General features: G+C 54.8%; 21 protein-coding genes and 1 riboswitch. Of the genes, 11 read left to right on the top strand and 10 right to left on the bottom strand.

Annotated elements, in window-relative coordinates; genetic code table 11:
- Positions 1 to 10: 10 nt before the first annotated feature.
- A complete protein-coding gene (gene araB, locus AM379_RS11490; RefSeq protein ID WP_025205438.1) occupies positions 11 to 1720 on the bottom strand; it encodes a ribulokinase in 1710 nt (569 codons plus the stop codon).
- 336 nt (positions 1721 to 2056) lie between these two features.
- Here araB and araC point away from each other — a divergent pair, with 336 nt between their 5' ends.
- Positions 2057 to 2902 (top strand): arabinose operon transcriptional regulator AraC, encoded by an 846-nt coding sequence (gene araC / locus AM379_RS11495; RefSeq protein WP_106503726.1) that lies wholly within the window; start codon positions 2057 to 2059, stop codon positions 2900 to 2902.
- Between the two features lie 128 nt (positions 2903 to 3030).
- Positions 3031 to 3798 carry a DedA family protein gene (locus AM379_RS11500; RefSeq protein WP_014168607.1) on the top strand — a complete coding sequence of 256 codons (768 nt, stop codon included), beginning with the start codon at positions 3031 to 3033 and terminating at the stop codon, positions 3796 to 3798.
- Between the two features lie 27 nt (positions 3799 to 3825).
- Here the strand turns inward: AM379_RS11500 and thiQ are convergent, their stop codons facing one another.
- The 4 genes from thiQ to sgrR all read right to left on the bottom strand — a co-directional run bounded on the left by thiQ (position 3826) and on the right by sgrR (position 8904).
- Positions 3826 to 4527, bottom strand: a complete 702-nt coding sequence (thiQ, locus tag AM379_RS11505) for a thiamine ABC transporter ATP-binding protein ThiQ (RefSeq protein ID WP_106503727.1) — start codon at positions 4525 to 4527, stop codon at positions 3826 to 3828.
- A complete protein-coding gene (gene thiP / locus AM379_RS11510) occupies positions 4511 to 6121 on the bottom strand; it encodes a thiamine/thiamine pyrophosphate ABC transporter permease ThiP (protein WP_106503728.1) in 1611 nt (536 codons plus the stop codon). The genes thiQ and thiP overlap by 17 nt, the downstream gene beginning before the upstream one ends.
- The gene (gene thiB, locus AM379_RS11515; RefSeq protein WP_032679618.1) at positions 6097 to 7080 is read right to left on the bottom strand and encodes a thiamine ABC transporter substrate binding subunit; all 984 of its coding nucleotides are present in this window, start codon (positions 7078 to 7080) and stop codon (positions 6097 to 6099) included. Before thiB ends, thiP begins: the two co-directional genes overlap by 25 nt.
- A gap of 31 nt (positions 7081 to 7111) precedes the next feature.
- A riboswitch (TPP riboswitch) is annotated at positions 7112 to 7212 on the bottom strand.
- A 36-nt stretch (positions 7213 to 7248) separates the two neighbouring features.
- Positions 7249 to 8904 (bottom strand): HTH-type transcriptional regulator SgrR, encoded by a 1656-nt coding sequence (gene sgrR / locus AM379_RS11520; RefSeq protein WP_014168611.1) that lies wholly within the window; start codon positions 8902 to 8904, stop codon positions 7249 to 7251.
- 88 nt (positions 8905 to 8992) lie between these two features.
- Between sgrR and sgrT the strand changes: the two genes are divergently transcribed.
- Together sgrT and AM379_RS11530 are read left to right on the top strand one after the other, a co-directional pair.
- The gene (sgrT, locus tag AM379_RS11525) at positions 8993 to 9145 is read left to right on the top strand and encodes a glucose uptake inhibitor SgrT (RefSeq protein WP_014168612.1); all 153 of its coding nucleotides are present in this window, start codon (positions 8993 to 8995) and stop codon (positions 9143 to 9145) included.
- Positions 9146 to 9264: 119 nt separating this feature from the next.
- Entirely contained in the window at positions 9265 to 10443 is a 1179-nt protein-coding gene (locus tag AM379_RS11530) for a sugar efflux transporter (RefSeq protein WP_032679619.1), read from the top strand.
- A gap of 201 nt (positions 10444 to 10644) precedes the next feature.
- Here AM379_RS11530 and leuD read toward each other — a convergent pair whose 3' ends face one another.
- The 5 genes from leuD to leuL form a co-directional block, all read right to left on the bottom strand.
- On the bottom strand, positions 10645 to 11250 hold the full coding sequence (gene leuD, locus AM379_RS11535) for a 3-isopropylmalate dehydratase small subunit (RefSeq protein WP_032679620.1): 606 nt from the start codon (positions 11248 to 11250) through the stop codon (positions 10645 to 10647).
- A gap of 10 nt (positions 11251 to 11260) precedes the next feature.
- A complete protein-coding gene (leuC, locus tag AM379_RS11540; RefSeq protein WP_106503729.1) occupies positions 11261 to 12661 on the bottom strand; it encodes a 3-isopropylmalate dehydratase large subunit in 1401 nt (466 codons plus the stop codon).
- A 2-nt stretch (positions 12662 to 12663) separates the two neighbouring features.
- Entirely contained in the window at positions 12664 to 13755 is a 1092-nt protein-coding gene (gene leuB, locus AM379_RS11545; protein WP_032679621.1) for a 3-isopropylmalate dehydrogenase, read from the bottom strand.
- Positions 13755 to 15326: a 2-isopropylmalate synthase gene (gene leuA / locus AM379_RS11550; protein ID WP_014168617.1), complete on the bottom strand. Its 1572-nt coding sequence runs from the start codon at positions 15324 to 15326 to the stop codon at positions 13755 to 13757. The genes leuB and leuA overlap by 1 nt, the downstream gene beginning before the upstream one ends.
- A gap of 91 nt (positions 15327 to 15417) precedes the next feature.
- Positions 15418 to 15504 (bottom strand): leu operon leader peptide, encoded by an 87-nt coding sequence (leuL, locus tag AM379_RS24630; protein ID WP_071530973.1) that lies wholly within the window; start codon positions 15502 to 15504, stop codon positions 15418 to 15420.
- 635 nt (positions 15505 to 16139) lie between these two features.
- On the opposite strand from leuL, the gene leuO reads away from it, so the two are divergent.
- The 7 genes from leuO (at position 16140) to ftsL (ending at position 23232) form a co-directional block, all read left to right on the top strand.
- Positions 16140 to 17084, top strand: coding sequence for a transcriptional regulator LeuO (leuO, locus tag AM379_RS11560; protein WP_032669418.1), 945 nt, complete (start codon positions 16140 to 16142; stop codon positions 17082 to 17084).
- Between the two features lie 380 nt (positions 17085 to 17464).
- Complete coding sequence (ilvI, locus tag AM379_RS11565; protein ID WP_014168620.1) at positions 17465 to 19189, top strand: acetolactate synthase 3 large subunit; 1725 nt, start codon at positions 17465 to 17467, stop codon at positions 19187 to 19189.
- Position 19190: 1 nt separating this feature from the next.
- On the top strand, positions 19191 to 19682 hold the full coding sequence (gene ilvN / locus AM379_RS11570; RefSeq protein WP_003856371.1) for an acetolactate synthase small subunit: 492 nt from the start codon (positions 19191 to 19193) through the stop codon (positions 19680 to 19682).
- A gap of 179 nt (positions 19683 to 19861) precedes the next feature.
- Positions 19862 to 20869 (top strand): catabolite repressor/activator, encoded by a 1008-nt coding sequence (gene cra, locus AM379_RS11575; protein WP_014168621.1) that lies wholly within the window; start codon positions 19862 to 19864, stop codon positions 20867 to 20869.
- Positions 20870 to 21467: 598 nt separating this feature from the next.
- Positions 21468 to 21926, top strand: coding sequence for a division/cell wall cluster transcriptional repressor MraZ (mraZ, locus tag AM379_RS11580; protein ID WP_025205427.1), 459 nt, complete (start codon positions 21468 to 21470; stop codon positions 21924 to 21926).
- A gap of 2 nt (positions 21927 to 21928) precedes the next feature.
- Positions 21929 to 22870 (top strand): 16S rRNA (cytosine(1402)-N(4))-methyltransferase RsmH, encoded by a 942-nt coding sequence (gene rsmH, locus AM379_RS11585; RefSeq protein WP_014168623.1) that lies wholly within the window; start codon positions 21929 to 21931, stop codon positions 22868 to 22870.
- The gene (gene ftsL, locus AM379_RS11590) at positions 22867 to 23232 is read left to right on the top strand and encodes a cell division protein FtsL (RefSeq protein WP_008501989.1); all 366 of its coding nucleotides are present in this window, start codon (positions 22867 to 22869) and stop codon (positions 23230 to 23232) included. The genes rsmH and ftsL overlap by 4 nt, the downstream gene beginning before the upstream one ends.
- Positions 23233 to 23235: the final 3 nt, after the last annotated feature.

Raw genomic sequence — 23235 nt, forward strand, 5'->3', positions numbered from 1 at the left:
TATTGTGTCCTTAATGTGTCAGGGTTGCCGTAGTGTCCGCGGTGTGTTTGGCCGGGGCGGCGACAGGGAGATAGTGAAGTTCGGCGCTTTTTGCCCATTGCTGATAGCGCTGATAAAGCTGTTCAAAACGCTGCGCCTGCTGAGCACGCGGCTGGAGGGTATTTTCGACAGCGCTCGCCATGTGCTGCTGCGCGGTCGGGATATCGGCATGAACGCCTGCCGCAACGGCCGCGAAGATCGCTGCACCGAGGGCACAACACTGATCGGAGGCGACAATCTGCAGCGGACGGTTCAGCACGTCACAACAGGCCTGCATGATTACCGGGTTTTTACGGGCGATGCCGCCCAGTGCCATCACGTTGTTGACGTCGATGCCCTGCTCGGTGAAGCACTCCATAATGGCGCGCGCCCCAAAGGCAGTTGCGGCAATCAGGCCGCCAAACAGCGCTGGCGCGTCGGTGGCGAGGTTAAGATCGGTGATCACCCCTTTCAGGCGCTGGTTGGCAAATGGCGTACGGCGACCGTTGAACCAGTCGAGCACCACCGGCAGGTGATCGAGAGAAGGATTCTTTGCCCACGCGGCGGTGAGCTGCGGCAAAAGCTGCTTTTTACTTTCGGCAATCTGGGTCTTCAGCTCAGGATGCGCCGCGGCCAGCTGATCCAGCGGCCAGCCCAGCACACGGCCAAACCAGGCATAGATATCGCCAAAGGCGGACTGACCCGCTTCCAGACCGATAAACTCCGGTACGACGCTGCCGTCAACCTGGCCGCAGATGCCTTTTACCGCCCGATCGCCTACGCTGGCTTTATCCGCGGTGAGAATGTCGCAGGTGGAGGTGCCGATAACCTTCACCAGCGTGTTTGGCTGGGCACCGGCACCCACCGCGCCCATGTGACAGTCAAACGCCCCGCCGGAGATGGCCACGTTTTGCGGCAGACCCAGGCGCGTCGCCCACTCTTCACAAAGCGTACCCACCGGAATATCGGCGGTGAAAGTGTCGGTAAACAGCGGGTATTGCAGACTCGTGTTGATGACGGGATCGAGTTCATCGAAGAACGCCGCCGGTGGCAGGCCACCCCAGCTTTCATGCCACAGGGATTTGTGTCCGGCGCTGCAGCGTCCGCGGCGGATATCCTGCGGACGCGTGGTACCGGAGAGCAGGGCTGGTACCCAGTCGCACAGTTCAATCCACGATACCGCGGCCTGCGCAACGGATGCGTCCGCGCGGGTTACGTGAAGGATCTTTGCCCAGAACCATTCACTGGAGTAAATACCGCCGATGTAGCGCGAGTAGTCCGTTTTACCGGGCTGGTGACACAAGCGGGTAATGGCCTCGGCCTCTTCAACGGCGGTGTGATCTTTCCACAGCACGAACATGGCGTTCGGGTTATCAGCAAACTCCGGACGCAGCGCCAGAACATGGCCTTCGGCATCCACAGGGGCAGGCGTTGAGCCGGTACTGTCGACGCCAATCCCGACGATTTCTGCCCGCTGGGCGTCGGTCAGTTCAGTCAGTACGGTTTTGATTGCCGCTTCCATCGACTCAATGTAGTCACGTGGATGGTGACGGAACTGGTTATTTGGCGCATCGCAGTAGCGCCCCTCTTGCCAGCGCGGGTACCACTCAACGCTGGTTGCTATTTCCTGGCCGCTTGTACAGTCCACTGCCAGAGCGCGAACCGAGTCGCTGCCAAAATCGAGGCCAATCGCAATTGCCATGGTGTTGCTCCATCAAAAAACAGGTATGAGAGAACATTAGAGACTGGAGGCGAAAATCGTCAGGCAGGATCCGCTAATCTTATGGACTAAATTGCTGTTGCAATAGAAAGTGTGACGCCGTGCAAATAATCAATGTGGACATTTCTGCCGCACTTATAGACACTTTTGTTACTGCTGATCTGCCCCCGTGGGCGGATAAATCAGGGGGAAAGGCTGAAACATGGCGGACGTAAAAGAGGCGTGATGCTTTTTGGATCTTTTCGCGGGCCATTTTTATACTGCTTTTATCGATATGGACAATTGGTTTCCTTCAGGACCCTTGGGAGAACTGAATCTATGGCCGAAACGCAAAACGATCCCTTATTACCGGGCTACTCGTTTAATGCTCACCTGGTGGCGGGGCTGACCCCTATCGAGGCTGAGGGATATCTCGATTTTTACGTCGACCGACCGCTCGGGATGAAAGGGTATATTCTGAACCTGACGGTGCGTGGGGAAGGGATTATCAAAAATAACGATCAGCAGTTTGTCTGCCGTCCGGGCGATATGCTGCTGTTTCCGCCGGGGGAGATCCACCACTACGGGCGCCACCCGGAGGCCAAAGAGTGGTATCACCAGTGGGTCTACTTCCGCCCGCGCGCCTACTGGCAGGAGTGGCTCTCGTGGCCGGCAATTTTTGCGCACACCGGTTTTTATCGCCCGGACGAGGTTCATCTGTCTCAGTTCCGCGAACTCTTTGCCCAAATTATTGAAGCGGGGCAGGCGGGTGGCCGGTATGCCGAACTGCTGGCGATTAACCTGCTTGAACAGGTGCTGTTGCGCCGGATGGAGGCGATAAACGCGTCACTTAATCCTCCGCTGGACAACCGCGTGCGCGACGCCTGCCAGTACATCAGCGACCATCTGGCCGACAGCCAGTTCGATATCGCCAGCGTCGCCCAGCATGTGTGTCTCTCACCGTCGCGGCTGTCACATCTGTTCCGTCAGCAGCTGGGCGTTAGCGTCCTGAGCTGGCGTGAGGACCAGCGTATCAGCCAGGCGAAGCTCCTGCTCAGCACCACCCGCATGCCCATTGCCACCGTGGGGCGCAATGTGGGCTTTGAAGATCAGCTCTATTTCTCCCGGGTATTTAAAAAATGCACCGGTGCCAGCCCCAGTGAATTCCGGGCAGGATGTGAATAAACGGTAAAAAAAGATAAACAAGCAGGTGAACTGTGGAAGCAACCTGTAAACTATTCAGACAATTGTTGTCTTGACGCGGTGCAGGGCGCTAAGCAGAATCCCTGATTCGTTTTCTGACCGGAATAGTTATGCAGGCATTGCTGGAACATTTTATCACCCAGTCCGTTATGTATTCGCTTATCGCCGTTGCGCTGGTGGCGTTTCTGGAATCGCTTGCACTTGTTGGGTTGATCCTCCCCGGCACGGTGATGATGGCGGGGCTGGGCGCGTTGATTGGCAGCGGTGAAGTGAATTTCTGGCAGGCGTGGATGGCGGGGATTATCGGCTGTTTACTTGGCGACTGGATCTCCTTCTGGCTGGGCTGGCGCTTTAAGAAACCGCTGCACCGCTGGTCGTTCATGAAAAAGAACAAAGCCTTGCTGGATAAAACCGAACATGCGCTGCATCAGCACAGCATGTTCACGATCCTCGTCGGTCGCTTTGTTGGACCAACGCGTCCGCTGGTGCCGATGGTCGCGGGGATGCTGGATCTGCCTGTTGCGAAATTCGTGGTGCCGAACATCATCGGCTGTGTTTTCTGGCCGCCGTTCTACTTTCTGCCGGGGATCCTGGCAGGGGCCACCGTTGATATTCCTGACGGAATGCAAAGTGGCGAGTTTAAGTGGTTGTTGCTGGCTACGGCCCTGCTGTTGTGGATCGCTGCCTGGTTGTGCTGGCGACTGTGGCGCAGCGCGAAAGCGAATGTTGATCGCCTGACGCGTTATCTGCCACGCTCGCGCCTGCTGTGGCTCGCGCCGTTAATGCTGGGGGTTGCCGTGGTGGCGCTGGTCGCCCTGATTCGCCACCCGCTGATGCCGGTGTACGGTGAAATCCTCTTGAAGGTGGTGAGCCGTTAATCTGTTTCCCTCTCCCGTGGGAGAGGGTCAGCCCGCACTGATGCCTAACAATGAAGACGCCCCTGCGTGACCGCTGAGCAGTTCCTCTGTGCCGCCATCCCAGGCAATTCGCCCTTCTGCAATGACCACCGATCGTGGCGCAATCCGCGCGGCATCCTCAATGCTGTGCGAAACCATCAGCATTGTCAGCTGCTGACGCTGGCACACGTCCTGCACCAGGGTAAGCATCTCCTGACGCAAGGCAGGATCGAGTGCAGAGAAGGGCTCATCCAGAAGCAGTATGGGCTGCTCACGCACCAGGCAGCGCGCCAGCGCCACCCGCTGACGCTGCCCACCGGAGAGGGCTTCAGGGAGGCGGTCAATAAACGCGGTAATGCCCATCTGAGCGGCAATCAGCTCCAGCTTCTGGCGCTGACCGCCGTTGAGTTTCAGGCCAGGATCCATACCCAGGGCGATGTTTTGCCGCACCGTAAGATGCATGAACAGATTATTTTCCTGGAACAGCATCGACACCGGACGTCGGGCGGGTGGCGTGCGCGTATGGTCGCGGTTTTCAATCACTATCGACCCGCTCGCCGGTTGCAGAAAACCGGCAATCAGATTGAGCAAAGTACTCTTTCCGGCCCCGCTCGGACCCAGAACCGCAATCATCTCTCCCTGACGAACCGAAAGGGAGAAGCGCATTGGCAGATGCTGGTAGAGCCAGGTTACATCAGTCAGTTTTAACATTACGCCCCGGAAGTTTTTCGATAACGGTAAATAAGGCAAAGCAGAGCATCAGTAACAGCAGCGCCGTGACGGCTCCCTCCTGGCTACGATAGGAGCCAATTTGCTGGTACAGCCAGTACGGCAGGGTGCGGAAATCTTCATTACCGAAGAGCGCCACGACACCAAAATCACCAATTGAGAGCACACAGGCGAAGGCCAGGGCCTGGGCCAGCGGGCGTTTCAGCGCACGCAGTTCGATAATCTTTAGCCGCTGCCAGCCCTGCAGACCGAGCGACTGGCACAGCAGCGCGTAGCGGCTGTTGATGTCTCGCATCGGATTTTCCAGCACCTTCAGCGCGTAGGGGATCGCCATCAGGGCATTGGTGAAAATCACGATGCCGTCAGCGTTTTCCGGCAGGCCAATAGTGCTGTTGAACAGTAAAAAGAACCCCGTCGCCAGTACAATGCCGGGCATCGCCAGGATCAGCATGCCTGTCAGCTCCAGGGCATGCCCGGCTTTACGGGTCTGACGCGCGTAAAGCTCGCGGCTGCTCCATAAAAGCATCATGGTCAGCATGACACACAGCAGCCCGGCGGCCAGCGCGATCCGTAACGAGGTCCACGTTGCCTGCCAGAGAACGGGCTGCTGCAACACGGTAACGAGATTCAGGTTCAGGCCATCGACGATGACGGCCATCAGCGGCGGAAGCAGCAGCAGCAGCGCCAGCGTGATAAGCAGCAGGTCAGCGATCCGGCTATGCATGCTGTCCTGCGGGTCGCGCCAGCCGGTTATCTGATTACTGCCCGGCGGGATGGCTTTGCTCAGACGCTGGCTCAGCAGCACAAGGCACAGGCAGCAAACCATCTGCACCATCGCCAGCAGCGCGGCGCGGCCGGGGTCATAGTCGTAACTGAGCGCCTGGTAAATTGCCAGTTCTATGGTGGTGGCCTGCGGGCCGCCGCCGAGTGAAAGCACGGTGGCAAAACTGGCGAAACAGAGCATAAAGATCAGAGCCGCAACCGGCGGGATCTGACGACGCAGCCACGGCCATTCGACCAGGCGGAAGAAGGATACGCCGCGCATGCCCAACTGGGCGGCAAGCTGGCGCTGTTCACCGGGGATGTTTTCCAGTGCCTGTAGAAAGAGTCTGGTCGCCATCGGCATATTGAAAAAGACGTGCGCCAGCAGAATGCCCTTCAGTCCGTAGGGCGAGAAGCGCCACTCCAGACCCAGCAGGCTGAAAAGTGAAGCCAGCCACCCCTGACGACCATAGACGCTCAGGATGCCAAACACGGCCACCAGGACCGGCAGGATCAGCGTCATGGCGCACAGGCGCAGCAGGGCCTGCCTGCCGGGGAAACGGCGGCGATAAAGCGCGCGAGCCAGGAAAATGGCGGGGATAACCGACAGCAGCGCAGAGAGAAAGGCCTGCCAGAAAGAGAAACGGATAACGTGCCAGAGATAACTGTCGTGCCAGAGCGCGAACAGGTCGCTCTCTGGCGCGTTAAACCACAAGGCAAGGAATGCGCCCAGACTGACCGCCACCATCAATACGGCGGCGAGCAGCCCAGGAATTAACCAGCCGGGAATTAACGGCTGACGGCGCGTTGCCATTCACTTACCCATGCTGCTCGCTGCGCGGCAACCTGCTGAGGCGTAAACTCCAGCGAGGTTTGCGGTTTGGTCAGTTTCTCAAAGCCCGCTGGCAACGCCACGCTGGTCACGGGGTACATCCAGTTACCCGCTGGAATCGCGTTCTGGAATGCCGGGGAGACCATAAATTTCAGGAACTTCTCGGCCAGTTCGGGCTGTTTGCTGGATGCCGTGCGGGCTGCCACTTCGACCTGCAGATAGTGCCCTTCAGCAAAACTGGCGGCGGCGTAATTGTCTTTTTTCTCGGCGATGATGTGATAAGCCGGGGAGGTGGTGTAGCTCAGAACCAGATCACTTTCCCCTTTCAGGAACAGACCGTAGGCTTCGCTCCAGCCTTTTGTCACGGTGACGGTTTTGGCGGCCAGCTTCTGCCACGCTTGCGGAGCGTCATCGCCGTAGACTTTCTGCATCCACAGCAGCAGCCCCAGGCCTGGCGTACTGGTGCGAGGATCTTCATAAATAACGCGCCATTTCTGCTCGCTTTCGACCAGTTCCTTCAGGCTTTTCGGCGGGTTTTTAAGCTTGTTTTTGTCGTAAACAAACGCGAAGTAACCGTAATCGAACGGCACAAAGGTGTCGTTCTGCCAGCCGCCCGGGACGCTGACGGCATCGGTGGCGACGCCGCTTTTGGCAAACAGTTTGGTTTTCGAGGCGGCCTCCAGCAGGTTGTTATCCAGCCCAAGCACCACATCGGCTTTACTGTTTTTGCCTTCCATGCGCAGGCGGTTAAGCAGAGAGACGCCATCTTCTAGCGCCACGAACTTCAGTTCGCACTGACAGTCAGCTTCAAAGGCTTTTTTCACCACCGGACCCGGACCCCAGTCGGCTGAGAAGGAGTCGTAGGTGTAGACCGTCAGGACGGGCTTCGCGACGGCAGGCAGCGCAAACAGCGCCAGAAGGGGGAGAACTTTTTTTAACACTTTGCACCTCAAGGTTGAGTGGCAAAGGATTTTGAGTGACAGCCTCAAATCCCTTCGCCGGCGTTATCCGGATCAGGTTCGACGGGTATTATCTCAGCGCACATCAGTGATGCAGCACCCCGTTGAGAACGGCGCTATTGTAATGATTTGGCAAATATTACGAAAGTGTTATGGCTCCGGCGGGGAAAACCAGGCGGATTTAAAATCAAACCAGCCCAGCGTATTCATTCTGACACCGCGCATACTACGCTGCCCCTGGATCATCAGCCAGTGATGGATCAACGGCACGATCGCTTGTTCAGCCAGCAACTGCTGGCACCATGAGGCCAGATTCATGTCGCCGGCGCGCCAGCGGGCCGCGTCCTGCTGCCAGTCCCGGTCTATGCAGTGCTGGATAAGCGGGACCTCATACAGGTGAGAGAAGAGCGAGAAATCAAGCGGCAGGGTAAAGTTGGCGCTGTTGAGCCAGATGTCGCTGACGATCTCCCCCTGATGCCATTCATCGTAATCCACCTCTTTGACATCCAGCCTCACCCCAACGGCGGCCAGCAGTCGGGTCATGATTCTGGCGATAAAGCGGTGTTCAACGTGCTCGCGATAGTAGGTCAGGGTGATGGACTCCAGCCCGGCGGGCTTGTCGCAGTATGTCGGGCGGGCGTGATGCCAGCGAGGAAGCAGACCATACGCCGGGAACCAGTAGGTCTGGTACTGCTCCTCCGCATGATAAATCAGGCTGGAGGGCGACAACACGTGGCTTATCCATTTGCGCACCTCATGGTTTGCCCCGCGATGGGTACGGCTGTCGAACAGCAGGTAGTAGCACCCTTCTTCGAGCCGGCTCTCCACGGCCTTTTCGCCCGTGGTGGGCCCTTCCAGCGTCAGCCCGGCGCTCAGCTCTTCGTTGAGATCCGGTAATACCCACACGTTCACTTCGTCGATCAGCGCCCGGTAGCCAAAATAGTCATCAAAAGCGCGGATTTTCAGCTGGTTGTTGTTATTGCGCGATACAGAGTAGGGGCCGGTGCCAATCGGCAGGCTGGCAAAATTATTCATCGACTCCCATTCACCGGGCAAAATCATCGACGGCACATAGCCCAGCAGCCACGGAAGCCATTTGTCCGGCTGAGACAGTTCAACATCCAGTGTCCATGCCGTAGGGGAGTGAACGCGTGAAATATGGGAATAGAGCGGTAGCGTGCAGGCGCGCTCTAAAGAGGCAATCACATCGACCATCTCCAGCTCGCGGCCGTGGTGGAAATGAATACCAGGACGTAGAAAAAAGCGCCAGTGAAGAGGAGAAAGTTGCTGCCAGTGGTGCGCAATATCCGCTTCCAGTTCCCCATTTTCCTCATTTATGCGCGTCAGGCCGCTGAATATTTGTCGGGCCATATGGGTTTCAGAGCGGCGTAACGCCGTGCCGGGTAACAGGTTTTTCATCGGTCGATAGTAGAGCACCCGCAGAATGTGGCGACCCTGACGAAAGCTGCGCCCGAGATGCGACACCAGCATCTGGCGTACTGCCGCTTTGTCCCCCACCAGCTGCACCAGCTGGTCGATGCGGTCCTGTTCCAGCAGGTCTTCCGCCCGCTGCTGCTGCAACGCCAGCCCGGTATACAGGAAGGTCAGGCGCGAGCGTTTTCCGCGACCCGCCTCGGCCTCCCAGTTGAGCCAGCCCTGCTGCTGCATGGTATTAAGCAGCGTGCGCATGTGCCGGCGCGAACAGCTGAGCAGGTCCGCCAGCTCGTTCAGCGTGGTCTCCTGCGATCGCCCCTCGCAGCATTGCCAGAGGCGGATAAATTGTTGTTGCAGACGACCAGAGGGCATAAAAGGGGAACTCCTGACAAAAAACCAGCAATTTATTAATCCCTATATTAGGCCAATAATTCTTCCCGATGAAGTGAGGAGGTAAATTATGAAGAGGTCTACCGCACGTCAGTTTTATCAGCGTTATTTTTCAGCGACGCAGGGAGCGTCCTGGCTGGCCCGCCAGTGTGCAGAGCAACGGTTGAAAATCCTGGAAGATCTGATGCAGTGGGACGTTACAAAACCGACCTCTTCTTGCTAACTCGCCTCGATCATGTGTGACTGAGTATTGGTGCTTATCACCCGCCAGCAAAATGTTTTTGCTGGCTTTTTTCGTTTACTATTCACCCACTTTCGATTCGCTTTCACAAGGACTTGCGCATGCTCTGGTTGATGACGATGGGGCGACGCCTGAACGGCGTGTATGCCGCTTTTATGCTGGTGGCCTTTATGATGGGCGTGGCGGGGGCATTGCAGGCTCCGACGCTGAGTCTGTTTCTCAGCCGTGAGGTGGGGGCGCAGCCGTTTTGGGTGGGGCTGTTTTATACCGTGAACGCCATCGCCGGGATCCTGGTCAGTCTGGCACTGGCAAAACGATCGGACAATCGGGGCGATCGTCGCAAACTGATCCTCTTTTGCTGCGCCATGGCCGTGGGTAACGCGCTGCTGTTTGCCTTCAATCGCCATTACCTGACGCTGATTACCTGCGGCGTGCTTCTGGCGTCGCTCGCCAATACCGCCATGCCGCAGCTGTTCGCGCTGGCCCGTGAATACGCGGATAACTCGGCGCGGGAAGTGGTGATGTTCAGCTCGGTCATGCGTGCGCAGCTCTCTCTGGCCTGGGTGATCGGCCCGCCGCTGGCGTTTATGCTGGCGCTGAACTATGGCTTTACCACCATGTTTTCCATCGCTGCCGGCATTTTTGTCATCAGCCTGATACTGATTGCCTTTGCGCTACCCTCAGTGGCGCGAGTGGAGCTGACGACGGATAAACCCATCACCCAGGTGAGCGGCTGGCAGGATAAAAACGTCCGCATGCTGTTTATCGCGTCCATGCTGATGTGGACCTGCAACACCATGTACATCATTGATATGCCGCTGTGGATCAGCAGCGATCTGGGGTTGCCGGACAAGCTTGCGGGGATCCTGATGGGGACGGCTGCCGGCCTGGAAATTCCGGCGATGATCCTGGCGGGTTATTACGTTAAGCGTTTTGGAAAGCGCCGCATGATGATCGTCGCCGTGGCGGCAGGAGTGCTTTTTTATCTGGGGCTGATCGTCTTCCATTCGCGCGAAGCACTGCTTGCACTGCAGCTGTTTAACGCCGTGTTTATTGGCATCGTGGCCGGGATTGGGATGCTCTGGTTCCAGGACTTAATGCCGGGACGGGCAGGCTCTGCCACTACGCTCTTTACCAACAGCATTTCAACGGGCGTTATTCTGGCAGGGGTGATTCAGGGGGCGTTGTCGCAAACCTACGGCCACGCGTCAGTGTACTGGATGATTGCGGCCATTTCCGTGGTGACGCTGGTGCTAACCTGCCGGGTAAAAGATGTGTGATTCTGAAAGGCGGCTTCACGCAATAAAACGATTTTCTGACAGGGTCTGAGAAGGCGCATAAAGTGCGTGGCGGGAGCCGAGGCTGTTTGCCTCAGGCTGACGCAAGAGGCAAACAGTGATGAGGCCCACATCAATTAACACTGATGGTGTACTGCACCATTTTGTTGGACGATGTTGATCTTCACCGGGATGGTACGCAGCCTACCCCATAAACGCAGGCTGTTTTTGCTCATAGGCGGAGATGGCATCTTCGTGCTGCAGCGTCAGGCCAATACTGTCCAGGCCATTCAGCATGCAGTGACGACGAAAGGCGTCAATGCTGAAGCTGTAGGATTTATCACCCGCTTTCACCACTTCCGCTTCCAGATCCACTTCAAACGAAATCCCAGGATTTGCCTTCACCAGGGTGAACAATTCGTCCACCTGCGCATCGCTCAGCGTCACCGGCAGCAGCTGGTTATTGAAGCTGTTGCCGTAGAAGATATCGGCAAAGCTTGGGGCGATAACCACTTTGAACCCGTAGTCGGTGAGCGCCCAGGGTGCATGTTCACGGGAAGAGCCGCAGCCAAAGTTTTCACGCGCCAGCAGAATCGATGCGCCTTTAAATTCCGGGAAGTTCAGCACGAACTCGGGATTGGGCACTTCGCCTTTGTCGTCCAGGAAGCGCCAGTCGTTAAACAGATGCGCGCCAAACCCGGTACGGGTCACCTTCTGCAAAAACTGCTTTGGAATGATGGCGTCAGTGTCGACGTTAGCGGCGTCCAGTGGGACAACCCGGCCCGTATGTTGGGTAAATTTCTCTGCCATGATTGTCTCCTTATTTCAGGCTGCGAATATCGGCGAAATGACCGGTCACTGCCGCAGCGGCGGCCATTGCCGGGCTGACCAGGTGAGTACGCCCACCGCGGCCCTGACGGCCTTCAAAGTTACGGTTACTGGTGGAGGCACAACGCTCGCCAGGATTCAGGCGGTCATTGTTCATGGCCAGGCACATGGAGCAGCCAGGCAGGCGCCATTCGAAGCCCGCTTCGATAAAGATCTTATCCAGGCCTTCGGCTTCCGCCTGGGCTTTCACCGGGCCGGAACCCGGCACGACCAGCGCCTGAACGCCCGGTGCCACTTTACGGCCTTTGGCAATCTCGGCCGCCGCGCGTAAATCTTCGATACGGGAGTTGGTGCAGGAGCCGATAAACACTTTATCAATGGTCACGTCAGTCAACGGAATGCCTGGCTTCAGACCCATATAGGCCAGCGCTTTTTCCGCACTGGCGCGCTCGACCGGATCGCTGAAAGAGGCCGGGTCAGGAATATTATCGTTAACGGAAATCACCTGGCCCGGGTTGGTTCCCCAGGTCACCTGTGGCGCAATGTCTTCCGCCTGCAGCGTAACCACGGTATCAAACGTCGCACCATCGTCGGTTTTCAGGGTTTTCCAGTACGCAACTGCCTCAATAAAATCCTGGTCTTTCGGCGCGTGCAGACGGCCCTTCACATAGCTGAAGGTTGTTTCGTCTGGCGCAACCAGGCCCGCTTTTGCCCCCATCTCAATGGCCATGTTGCAGAGCGTCATACGGCCCTCCATGCTCAGTGCCTGGATGGCTTCACCGCAGAATTCAACCACGTGACCGGTGCCGCCTGCGCTGCCGGTTTTACCGATGATGGCCAGCACGATGTCTTTGGCGGTAATGCCCGGGGCCGCTTTGCCTTTCACTTCAATCTTCATGGTTTTGGCGCGGTCCTGTTTCAGGGTCTGCGTCGCCAGAACATGTTCAACTTCAGAGGTACCAATACCGAACGCCAGGGCCCCAAACGCGCCGTGGGTGGCCGTGTGGGAGTCACCGCAGACGATGGTCATGCCTGGCAGGGTGATGCCCTGTTCTGGCCCCATCACGTGGACGATACCCTGATACGGGTGGTTCAGATCGTAGAGCTCGACGCCAAATTCATTGCAGTTTTTGATCAGCTCCTGCATCTGGATACGCGCCATTTCACCCGACGCATTGATATCTTTGGTTTGCGTGGAGACGTTGTGATCCATTGTCGCGAAGGTTTTACCTGGCTGGCGCACCGGGCGCTTATGCGCACGCAGTCCGTCGAATGCCTGAGGGGAGGTAACCTCGTGCACCAGATGGCGATCGATATACAACAGTGGGGTTTCGTTTGGTGCCTCGTAAACTACGTGCGCATCAAACAATTTTTCATATAACGTTTTCGCCATGATTACACCCCTTCAGCGACATAGCGGGCAATAATGTCGCCCATTTCATCGGTACTGACTGCCGCCGTGCCGCGTGCTAAATCACCGGTACGGACACCTTCTTCTAACGCACGGTTAATGGCGTTTTCAATTGCGGTTGCTGCATCACCGGCATCAAGGCTGTAGCGCAACAGCAAGGCCAGGGAGAGGATCTGCGCAATCGGGTTGGCAATGTTTTTGCCGGCGATATCGGGCGCGGAGCCGCCAGCAGGTTCGTACAGGCCAAATCCCTCTTCATTGAGGCTGGCTGATGGCAACATCCCCATAGAGCCTGTGATCATTGCGCACTCGTCCGAGAGAATATCGCCGAACAGGTTGGAACACAGCAGAACGTCAAACTGCGACGGATCTTTAATCAGCTGCATGGTCGCGTTGTCGATGTACATATGGGACAGTTCGACATCCGGATACTGTTTCGCGACTTCACTGACGATTTCACGCCACAAAATAGAAGACTGCAGAACGTTCGCTTTATCGATAGACGTCACTTTATGACGACGTTTGCGCGCCGACTCAAAGGCGATATGGGCGATACGTTCAATTTCAAAACGGTGATAGACCTCAGTATCAAAGGCTTTTTCATGCTGACCGCTGCCTTCGCGCCCTTTAGGCTGCCCGAAGTAGATCCCGCCGGTCAGTTCACGCACGCACAGGATGTCAAAGCCGTTAGCCGCGATATCTGCACGCAGCGGACAGAACGTTTCCAGCCCCTGGTACAGCTTCGCCGGACGCAGGTTGCTGAACAATTTAAAATGTTTACGCAGTGGCAGCAGCGCGCCGCGCTCAGGCTGCTCGGCGGGCGGCAGGTGTTCCCATTTAGGGCCACCCACGGAGCCAAACAGCACTGCATCCGCATTTTCACACCCTTCAACGGTCGCTTTTGGCAGCGGAGTACCGTGATTATCGATGGCGATACCGCCCACATCATAGTGGCTGGTGGAGATTTTCATCGCAAAACGCGAACGAACGGCTTCCAGTACTTTCAGCGCCTGTGCCATCACTTCCGGGCCAATACCGTCACCCGGTAACACAGCAATATGGTAATTCTTCGACATTACACGGTTTCCTTGTTGTTCTCTTTATTCTGAGCTTTGCGTTGCAACTCTTTTTCAACTTCAGCGGCGCGCCAGATATTGTTCAGCACGTGGACCATCGCCTTCGCGGAGGATTCAACAATATCCGTCGCCAGGCCCACACCGTGGAAACGACGGCCATTATGGGTGACCACGATATCAACCTGACCCAGGGCATTCTCACCGTGGCCCTTGGCCGTCAGGTCATATTTCACCAGCTCTACGTCGTATTCGGTGACGCGGTTAATTGCGCGGTAAATGGCATCAACCGGGCCATTGCCGTTTGCCGCTTCGGCCTTAATGTCTTCGCCACAGGCCAGTTTGACCGAGGCAGTCGCAATGTCGCTGGAGCCTGACTGCACGCTGAAGTAATCGAGGCGGAAGTGCTCAGGCTCTTCCTGCTGTTTATTGATGAAGGCCAGCGCTTCCAGGTCATAGTCGAATACCTGACCTTTTTTATCGGCCAGCTTCAGGAAGGCGTCGTACAGCTGATCCATGTTGTAATCGCTGTCCTTATAACCCATCTCTTCCATACGGTGTTTCACCGCCGCACGACCGGAACGGGAGGTCAGGTTCAACTGAACCTGGTTCAGGCCGATGGATTCCGGGGTCATGATTTCGTAGTTTTCACGGTTTTTCAGCACGCCATCCTGATGAATACCGGAGGAGTGCGCAAAGGCGCCGGTACCCACAATCGCCTTGTTAGCCGGGATGGGCATGTTGCAGATCTGGCTGACGGTCTGGCTGGTACGCCAGATTTCGTTGTGATTGATGCGGGTATGCACATTCATGATGTCTTTGCGCACTTTGATCGCCATGATCACTTCTTCCAGTGAACAGTTACCTGCACGTTCACCGATGCCGTTCATCGCGCCTTCTACCTGACGTGCACCGGCGTGCACCGCCGCGATGGCGTTGCCAACGGCCAGCCCCAGGTCGTCGTGGGTATGTACGGAGATAATCGCTTGATCAATGTTTGGTACGCGTTCATACAGACCGGTAATGATGTTGGAGAACTCAAACGGCATGGTGTAGCCGACAGTGTCCGGGATGTTGATGGTTTTAGCGCCCGCATTGATGGCAGCTTCCACCACGCGCGCCAAATCTTCAATCGGCGTACGGCCAGCATCTTCACAGGAGAATTCAACGTCATCCGTGTAGTTACGGGCACGTTTGACCATGTAGACCGCGCGCTCAATGACCTCATCCAGCGTGCTGCGCAGCTTGGTGGCAATGTGCATAGGAGAGGTTGCAATAAAGGTATGAATACGGAATGCTTCGGCAACCTTCAACGACTCGGCCGCAACATCGATATCTTTTTCCACACAGCGTGCCAGGCCACAGACGCGGCTGTTCTTAATGGTACGCGCAATGGTCTGCACGGATTCGAAGTCACCCGGAGAAGAGACAGGGAAACCGACCTCCATCACGTCGACACCCATACGTTCGAGAGCCAGCGCGATCTGCAGTTTCTCTTTCACACTCAGGCTTGCCTGTAATGCCTGTTCACCGTCACGTAAAGTTGTATCGAAAATAATGACTTGCTGGCTCATGGGTTAGGTCCTTGTCAGTCTTAGGGCGCCTTGCTACGAGCATAAAAAAACCCGCGCAGTGGCGCGGGTTTTTAGTCTTACTGGTGACGATTCAACGCTGAATTTCGCCCGCCAGTCTACCGCGCACAGTGGATGCGTTTAGTAGTAGTAGACCGGTGAAACGAATGGTGCGAATCATGAATCGTGCTCCGTTAAATTCAATATGCTTTTAGTGGTACTGGATACGACTGTGCATGTCAACCCCTGCAGGCAAAAACGCACCCGGCTGGCCTGGTTGACAGGATATGTGCTTTAGCTAATTGTGCTGGGTTTTGCTTTTCCGACCCTACAAATTGTCTAATTTTGGACTGAGAAAAAGGTTGCAGAAATAATTGAATATAATTGTGATGAATAAATTAAAAGTTCGCTACCCAATTGTATGGGACGCAAATGGGTTTGATATCATTAAGTTATAAATGCGGTGAATGTTTTTTATCACTTCGGATGTCTAATGGTTATTACAGATTGTTAACTTATTTAATCGGGGTTGCAATAACAGTTTAATAATACTTAAGACATCATTAACCCGCTGGCGATTGTATATTGGTCTAGTTTATGGTTTCATTCAAATCCTAAAGTGAAGCATATCATTTGCAGTGGTGTTTATTTTATCGTTTGTCAGTGGCGAAAAGTCATTTTCGCTAAACTGTTCTTTATATTTTCCGAATTTAAAATAATTCTCTTTCGCTGATCGTATATGCATGGTAAATCATATTCTTCGGAATTATTACAGTACGTTGGCAAAGGGAGTGTAGCGTGACAGTGGAGTCAGAAGTGCCAGAAATTAATATTAAACAACCTCAAACTACTGATGGGATTAAACCGCAGTTACGTACAGTGGACCTTAATCTGCTCACGGTATTTGATGCTGTCATGCAGGAGCAGAATATCACCCGGGCGGCCCATACGTTGGGGATGTCTCAGCCCGCGGTCAGTAATGCTGTCGCCAGACTTAAGGTTATGTTTAACGACGAGTTATTCGTTCGTTACGGGAGAGGAATACAGCCTACCGCACGGGCATTCCAGTTATTCGGCTCTATCCGTCAGGCGTTGCAGCTGGTTCAGAACGAGCTGCCAGGGTCAGGCTTTGAACCTTTAAGCAGTGAGCGTGTATTCAATCTTTGTGTTTGCAGTCCGTTAGATAATTATTTGACGTCGATTATTTATAATAAAGTTGAAGAGATCGCTCCCAATATCCATCTGGTTTTTAAATCATCCTTAAATCAAAACACAGAGCATCAGTTACGCTACCAGGAGACCGAGTTCGTTCTGGGATATGAAGAATTTCGACGTCCTGAATTTTCTTGCGTTCCGCTGTTTAAAGATGAAATGGTGTTGGTCGCCAGTAAAAAACACCCCCGACTCAATTCTCCGCTTCGGGAAAGTGACGTTTATAGCGAGCAGCATGCTGTTGTTGCGCTCGACAGATATGCTTCCTTTAGCCTGCCGTGGTATGACACGGCGGATAAACAGGCAAGCGTTGCTTATCAGGGAATGGCAATGGTCAGCGTATTAAACGTGGTCTCGCAGACACATCTGGTGGCTATTGCACCACGCTGGCTGGCTGAAGAGTTTTCCGGTCAACTACAACTGCAAATGTTGCCGTTGCCGCTCAAGCTGAATAGCCGTACCTGCTATCTCTCCTGGCATGAAGCCGCCGGTCGGGATAAAGGGCATCAGTGGATGGAAGAGTTGCTGATCAGTATTTGCCGTCGATAAGCGCATCAGGATAAATTGCATCTTCGCGTGTGATTTATCCTGGTTTTTTCTCTGTTATTGTTATTTTATTCTGTTGTGAATTTTTTCTTACTGCTCTCTGGCTCGCAAAAATAGATGATTTCCTGAATCGACGCGCTTTTCAGCGATGATTAATCATCTCATCCTCTAATACCAGATGAATTGACCATATCCTTCCTTAATACCTGTTTTTTCTGCTTTGCGAACCGTTTAGCTCACCCGGTCTGCTAATTGCCTGCCTCATAACGAGCGGTTAAGGTAACGATCACTCTGCAAAATATAAGATTGGTTTAACCCAGTCGTAAGACGGTGCGGAAATGAATTCTGCAGCTCGTCTATAACAAAATGCCTGGAGGCAAAGCATGGAGATGTTGTCTGGCGCGGAAATGGTCGTCCGATCGTTAATCGATCAGGGCGTGAAGCAAGTGTTCGGTTATCCCGGAGGCGCAGTCCTGGATATTTATGATGCGCTTCATACGGTAGGCGGCATTGACCATGTTTTAGTACGCCACGAGCAGGCGGCGGTGCATATGGCTGACGGGCTGGCCCGCGCGACAGGTGAAGTAGGCGTGGTATTAGTGACGTCCGGTCCCGGCGCGACAAACGCCATCACCGGCATTGCCACGGCGTATATGGACTCTATCCCGCTGGTTATTCTTTCCGGCCAGGTGGCGACGTCACTGATTGGCTACGACGCGTTTCAGGAGTGCGACATGGTGGGAATTTCGCGTCCCGTTGTGAAGCACAGCTTCCTGGTTAAGCAAACTGAAGACATCCCGGGGATATTGAAAAAAGCCTTCTGGCTGGCAGCAAGCGGGCGTCCCGGCCCGGTGGTGGTCGATCTGCCGAAAGATATCTTGAACCCGGCGAACAAGCTTCCTTATGTCTGGCCGGAGTCGGTGAGCATGCGCTCATACAACCCAACGACGCAGGGCCACAAGGGGCAGATCAAACGTGCCTTGCAAACGCTGCTGGCCGCCAAAAAACCGGTAGTCTATGTCGGTGGTGGGGCAATCAATTCTGCCTGTGAAGGGCAGCTTCGGGAGCTTATCGAGAAACTCAATCTTCCCGTTGCGTCGTCGCTGATGGGGCTGGGCGCTTTCCCGGCAACTCACCGTCAGGCTCTGGGGATGCTGGGTATGCACGGCACCTATGAAGCCAACATGACGATGCACCATTCCGATGTGATCTTTGCCGTCGGCGTGCGCTTTGACGATCGCACCACCAACAATCTGGCGAAATACTGCCCGAACGCCACCGTGCTTCATATTGATATCGATCCCACCTCTATTTCGAAAACGGTGTCTGCGGATGTGCCGATCGTCGGTGATGCCCGCCAGGTGCTGGAGCAAATGCTGGATCTGCTGGCACAGGAGCCGCCTTCCCAGCCGCTGGATGAGATCCGTGACTGGTGGCAGCAGATCGAACAATGGCGCGCGCGTCAGTGCCTGAAGTATGACACGCAAAGCGACAGCATTAAGCCGCAGGCGGTGATCGAAACTATCTGGCGGCTGACGAAAGGCGAGGCATACGTGACGTCTGACGTGGGTCAGCATCAGATGTTTGCCGCCCTTTATTATCCGTTTGATAAACCGCGCCACTGGATTAACTCCGGAGGGTTAGGAACGATGGGCTTTGGCTTGCCTGCCGCACTGGGCGTCAAGCTGGCTCTGCCTGACGAAACCGTCGTCTGCGTGACGGGAGACGGCAGTATTCAGATGAACATCCAGGAGCTGTCGACGGCCCTTCAGTATGAGCTGCCGGTACTGGTGCTGAACCTGAATAATGGTTATCTCGGGATGGTGAAGCAGTGGCAGGACATGATCTACTCTGGTCGTCACTCTCAGTCCTACATGACGTCACTGCCGGACTTTGTTCGTCTGGCTGAAGCCTACGGCCATATTGGGATGCGAGTGACCGATCCGGCAGAGCTGGAAACGAAGCTCGGTGAAGCGCTTGAGCACGTTAAAAATAACCGCCTCGTTTTTATGGATGTCATTGTTGATGGCACCGAGCACGTATACCCGATGCATATTCGCGGTGGTGGTATGGATGAAATGTGGTTAAGCAAAACGGAGAGAACCTGATATGCGCCGGATATTATCTGTTTTACTGGAAAACGAGTCTGGCGCACTGTCGCGCGTCATTGGCCTTTTTGCACAGCGCGGCTATAACATTGAAAGCCTGACCGTTGCGCCGACTGACGATCCGACGCTGTCGCGCATGACCATCCAGACCGTCGGCGATGCCAAAGTGCTTGAGCAGATCGAGAAACAGCTGCATAAGCTGGTCGATGTTCTGCGCGTCAGCGAGCTGGGGCAGGGTGCCTACGTTGAGCGAGAGGTCATGCTGGTGAAAATCCAGGCCAGCGGTTACGGGCGCGAGGAAGTGAAACGTAACACGGATATCTTCCGTGGGCAGATTATAGACGTCACGCCTTCTATATATACGGTTCAGCTGGCCGGAACGAGTGACAAGCTGGATGCCTTCCTGGCATCTGTACGGGATGTGGCAAAAATTGTTGAGGTTGCGAGATCGGGCGTTGTTGGCCTGTCACGCGGCGATAAGATCATGCGTTAGTTGTCTAAAAGGTTCGCCTCTTTCTGCCCGGTCACCAAAGCCGGGCTTTTTTTTGTGTAATCAGCCGACAACAGAGATAAAAGCGGTTGCCGCGAAGGCTATTCTGCGTTTAGATGTTAAAAGATTTAACCATAACCTTGCCAAGGCCATGGACTCTTTTCATTTTTTAAGGGGCAATTGTGAAACTGGATGAAATCGCCCGGCTAGCCGGCGTGTCACGAACAACGGCCAGCTATGTGATTAACGGTAAAGCAAAGCAGTACCGTGTCAGCGATAAGACCGTTGAAAAAGTTATGGCGGTGGTTCGTGAACATAACTACCATCCGAATGCTGTCGCAGCTGGCCTGCGTGCCGGACGCACCCGCTCTATTGGCCTGGTGATCCCGGATCTGGAAAACACCAGCTATACCCGTATCGCCAACTATCTTGAACGTCAGGCGCGCCAGCGTGGCTATCAGTTGCTGATTGCCTGCTCGGAAGACCAGCCCGACAACGAGATGCGCTGTATTGAGCATCTGCTCCAGCGTCAGGTCGATGCCATCATCGTCTCCACCTCTTTACCGCCTGAACACCCATTCTATCAACGCTGGGCGAACGACCCATTCCCGATTGTGGCGCTGGATCGTGCGCTCGACAGGGAGCATTTCACGAGCGTCGTCGGTGCCGATCAGGATGATGCCGAGATGCTGGCGGCAGAGCTGAGAACCTTCCCGGCTGAAACGGTGCTGTATCTGGGGGCGCTGCCTGAACTGTCAGTCAGCTTCCTGCGTGAACAGGGGTTCAGAACCGCCTGGAAAGACGATCCCCGTGAGGTGCACTACCTCTATGCCAACAGCTATGAACGTGAAGCGGCCGCACAGCTTTTCGAGAAATGGCTGGAAACGCACCCGATGCCGCAGGCGCTATTCACCACCTCATTTGCTCTGCTGCAGGGGGTGATGGATGTGACCTTACGCCGTGAGGGTAAACTGCCTTCCGACCTGGCCATCGCGACCTTCGGTGATAACGAGCTGCTCGACTTCCTCCAGTGCCCGGTTCTGGCGGTGGCTCAACGCCATCGTGATGTGGCTGAACGCGTGCTGGAAATTGTGCTGGCAAGTCTGGACGAGCCGCGTAAACCGAAGCCGGGTCTGACGCGTATTAAACGTAATCTTTACCATCGCGGAATTTTGAGCCGCCATAAATGAAATGACGGGGCGGAGAAATCTGCCCCCTTTTGACGAAATAATTCGCCGGGATAATTCCCGTAGAGAAATTAGGATAATTCTTGCGAATTTACCTTCTGCTATTTTTCTTAATTCATTTTGGCGTTTAATGGTTCCTTTAAAGGACGTTTAAACGATTTTAAATGCCTGTCTTTGTATTATTTTGTTACAAACCCTCTTCCGGCGATGAATATTCAGACGTTTTTCCTTCTCCTGTGCCAGCTTGCACGGCAACCGCCGCGTTTCGCGAGCCCTGGGGTGAATCTGGCGCTGTTATCCCCTGAGAATCTGTCATAAAATGCTGCCCGCGTCGCAAACTGACACTTTATATTTATCTGCGATGATATTGAGTGAGCCTTAACGCTAGTGTGCATATTCGGTTTTTTTCTTACAAATATTCATAACGTTAATTTTGCCTCGCCAGTTGTGCAGTTATTAACCAGGACTGTTTATCTCTGTAAATAGAGGCCTTTCGGGCCTGTATAGGGAGAGTCCTGGCTTGACAAGCTTTTCCCTCGCTCCGTAAACTCCTTTAGGTGGGAATTTGTGGGTTAAAGTGGTGAGGAGGGGTGAGACTGGCATGTTCCGTGGAGCTACGTTAGTCAATCTCGACAGCAAAGGGCGTTTATCGGTACCAACCCGATACCGCGACCAGCTGATTGAGAATGCTACGGGTCAAATGGTTTGCACCATTGACATCAACTCCCCCTGCCTGCTGCTTTACCCCTTACCTGAATGGGAAATTATTGAGCAAAAGCTGTCGCGACTGTCGAGCATGAACCCGCAGGAACGCCGCGTGCAGCGGTTGTTATTGGGACATGCCAGTGAATGTCAGATGGATAGCGCAGGCCGGTTACTGATTGCCCCTGTGTTACGGCAACATGCCGGTCTGACCAAAGAAGTGATGCTGGTCGGGCAGTTCAACAAGTTTGAACTGTGGGATGAAACGACCTGGTATCAACAGGTCAAGGAAGATATCGACGCTGAGCAGTCTGATTCCGCGACATTATCGGAACGGCTGCAGGACTTGTCTCTATAAATATGATGGAAAATTACAAACATAAAACGGTGCTGCTGGATGAGGCCGTTAACGGCCTGAATATTCGTCCGGACGGCATCTACATTGATGGCACTTTTGGTCGCGGTGGCCACTCGCGCTTAATCCTCTCCCAGCTTGGAGCGGAAGGGCGTCTGCTGGCAATCGATCGCGATCCGCAGGCGATTGCCGTTGCGCAAACCATCGATGACCCACGCTTTTCCATCGTGCATGGACCTTTCTCTGCGCTCGCTGATTATGTTGCCGAGCGTGGCCTGACGGGCAAGATCGACGGAATCCTTCTCGATCTTGGCGTCTCTTCACCCCAGCTTGATGATGCTGAACGGGGCTTCTCCTTTATGCGCGATGGTCCACTGGACATGCGCATGGATCCTACTCGCGGTCAGTCTGCCGCCGAGTGGTTACAGACCGCGGACGAAGCGGATATTGCCTGGGTGATCAAAACCTTCGGCGAGGAGCGTTTTGGCAAGCGTATCGCGCGCGCCATCGTTGAGCGTAACCGCATCGAGCCGATGACCCGCACGAAAGAGCTGGCCGAGGTGATCGCGGCGGCGACGCCGGTGAAGGATAAGCACAAACATCCCGCGACCCGTACCTTCCAGGCGGTTCGTATCTGGGTAAACAGTGAACTGGAGGAAATAGAGCTGGCGCTAAAAAGCTCGCTCGACGTGCTGGCCCCGGGTGGGCGGTTATCCATCATCAGCTTCCATTCGCTGGAAGACCGCATTGTGAAGCGCTTTATGCGTGAACAAAGCCGCGGTCCACAGGTTCCAGCGGGGCTGCCGATGACGGAAGAACAACTCAGGAAGCTGGGTGGCCGTCAGTTGCGAGCATTAGGCAAGTTGATGCCGGGCGAAGAAGAAGTGGCACAGAATCCACGCGCCCGTAGTTCAGTGCTGCGTGTTGCAGAGAGGACGAACGCATGATCGGCAGAGTGACAGAGACCCTAAGCAAAGTTAAGGATTCGTTAGGAAGCAACGAGCGCCATGCCTTGCCTGGCGTGATCGGCGACGATCTTTTGCGGTTTGGGAAACTGCCACTCTGTCTGTTCATTTGCATCATTGTCACGGCCGTCACGGTGGTCACGACTGCCCACCACACACGCTTATTAACTGCGCAACGCGAGCAGATGGTACTGGAACGCGATGCGCTGGATATTGAATGGCGAAACCTGATCCTTGAAGAAAATGCGCTCGGCGATCACAGCCGGGTTGAACGGATCGCAACGGAAAAGCTGCAATTGCAGCATGTTGATCCTTCTCAGGAAAATATTGTAGTACAAAAATAAGGG

The organism is Enterobacter cloacae complex sp. FDA-CDC-AR_0132, assembly GCF_003010695.1.
Taxonomy (GTDB): domain Bacteria; phylum Pseudomonadota; class Gammaproteobacteria; order Enterobacterales; family Enterobacteriaceae; genus Enterobacter; species Enterobacter ludwigii.

Bases quoted from the DNA above. Each gene is read 5' to 3' on its own strand.
- leuB (WP_032679621.1), bottom strand. From the start codon at position 13,755: ATGTCGAAGAATTACCATATTGCTGTGTTACCGGGTGACGGTATTGGC.
- leuD (WP_032679620.1), bottom strand. From the start codon at position 11,250: ATGGCAGAGAAATTTACCCAACATACGGGCCGGGTTGTCCCACTGGAC.
- mraZ (WP_025205427.1), top strand. From the start codon at position 21,468: ATGTTCCGTGGAGCTACGTTAGTCAATCTCGACAGCAAAGGGCGTTTA.
- thiP (WP_106503728.1), bottom strand. From the start codon at position 6,121: ATGGCAACGCGCCGTCAGCCGTTAATTCCCGGCTGGTTAATTCCTGGG.
- araC (WP_106503726.1), top strand. From the start codon at position 2,057: ATGGCCGAAACGCAAAACGATCCCTTATTACCGGGCTACTCGTTTAAT.
- leuC (WP_106503729.1), bottom strand. From the start codon at position 12,661: ATGGCGAAAACGTTATATGAAAAATTGTTTGATGCGCACGTAGTTTAC.
- ilvN (WP_003856371.1), top strand. From the start codon at position 19,191: ATGCGCCGGATATTATCTGTTTTACTGGAAAACGAGTCTGGCGCACTG.
- ftsL (WP_008501989.1), top strand. From the start codon at position 22,867: ATGATCGGCAGAGTGACAGAGACCCTAAGCAAAGTTAAGGATTCGTTA.
- sgrT (WP_014168612.1), top strand. From the start codon at position 8,993: ATGAAGAGGTCTACCGCACGTCAGTTTTATCAGCGTTATTTTTCAGCG.
- leuL (WP_071530973.1), bottom strand. From the start codon at position 15,504: ATGATTCGCACCATTCGTTTCACCGGTCTACTACTACTAAACGCATCC.
- AM379_RS11500 (WP_014168607.1), top strand. From the start codon at position 3,031: ATGCAGGCATTGCTGGAACATTTTATCACCCAGTCCGTTATGTATTCG.
- sgrR (WP_014168611.1), bottom strand. From the start codon at position 8,904: ATGCCCTCTGGTCGTCTGCAACAACAATTTATCCGCCTCTGGCAATGC.
- rsmH (WP_014168623.1), top strand. From the start codon at position 21,929: ATGATGGAAAATTACAAACATAAAACGGTGCTGCTGGATGAGGCCGTT.
- araB (WP_025205438.1), bottom strand. From the start codon at position 1,720: ATGGCAATTGCGATTGGCCTCGATTTTGGCAGCGACTCGGTTCGCGCT.
- thiQ (WP_106503727.1), bottom strand. From the start codon at position 4,527: ATGTTAAAACTGACTGATGTAACCTGGCTCTACCAGCATCTGCCAATG.
- leuA (WP_014168617.1), bottom strand. From the start codon at position 15,326: ATGAGCCAGCAAGTCATTATTTTCGATACAACTTTACGTGACGGTGAA.
- AM379_RS11530 (WP_032679619.1), top strand. From the start codon at position 9,265: ATGCTCTGGTTGATGACGATGGGGCGACGCCTGAACGGCGTGTATGCC.
- ilvI (WP_014168620.1), top strand. From the start codon at position 17,465: ATGGAGATGTTGTCTGGCGCGGAAATGGTCGTCCGATCGTTAATCGAT.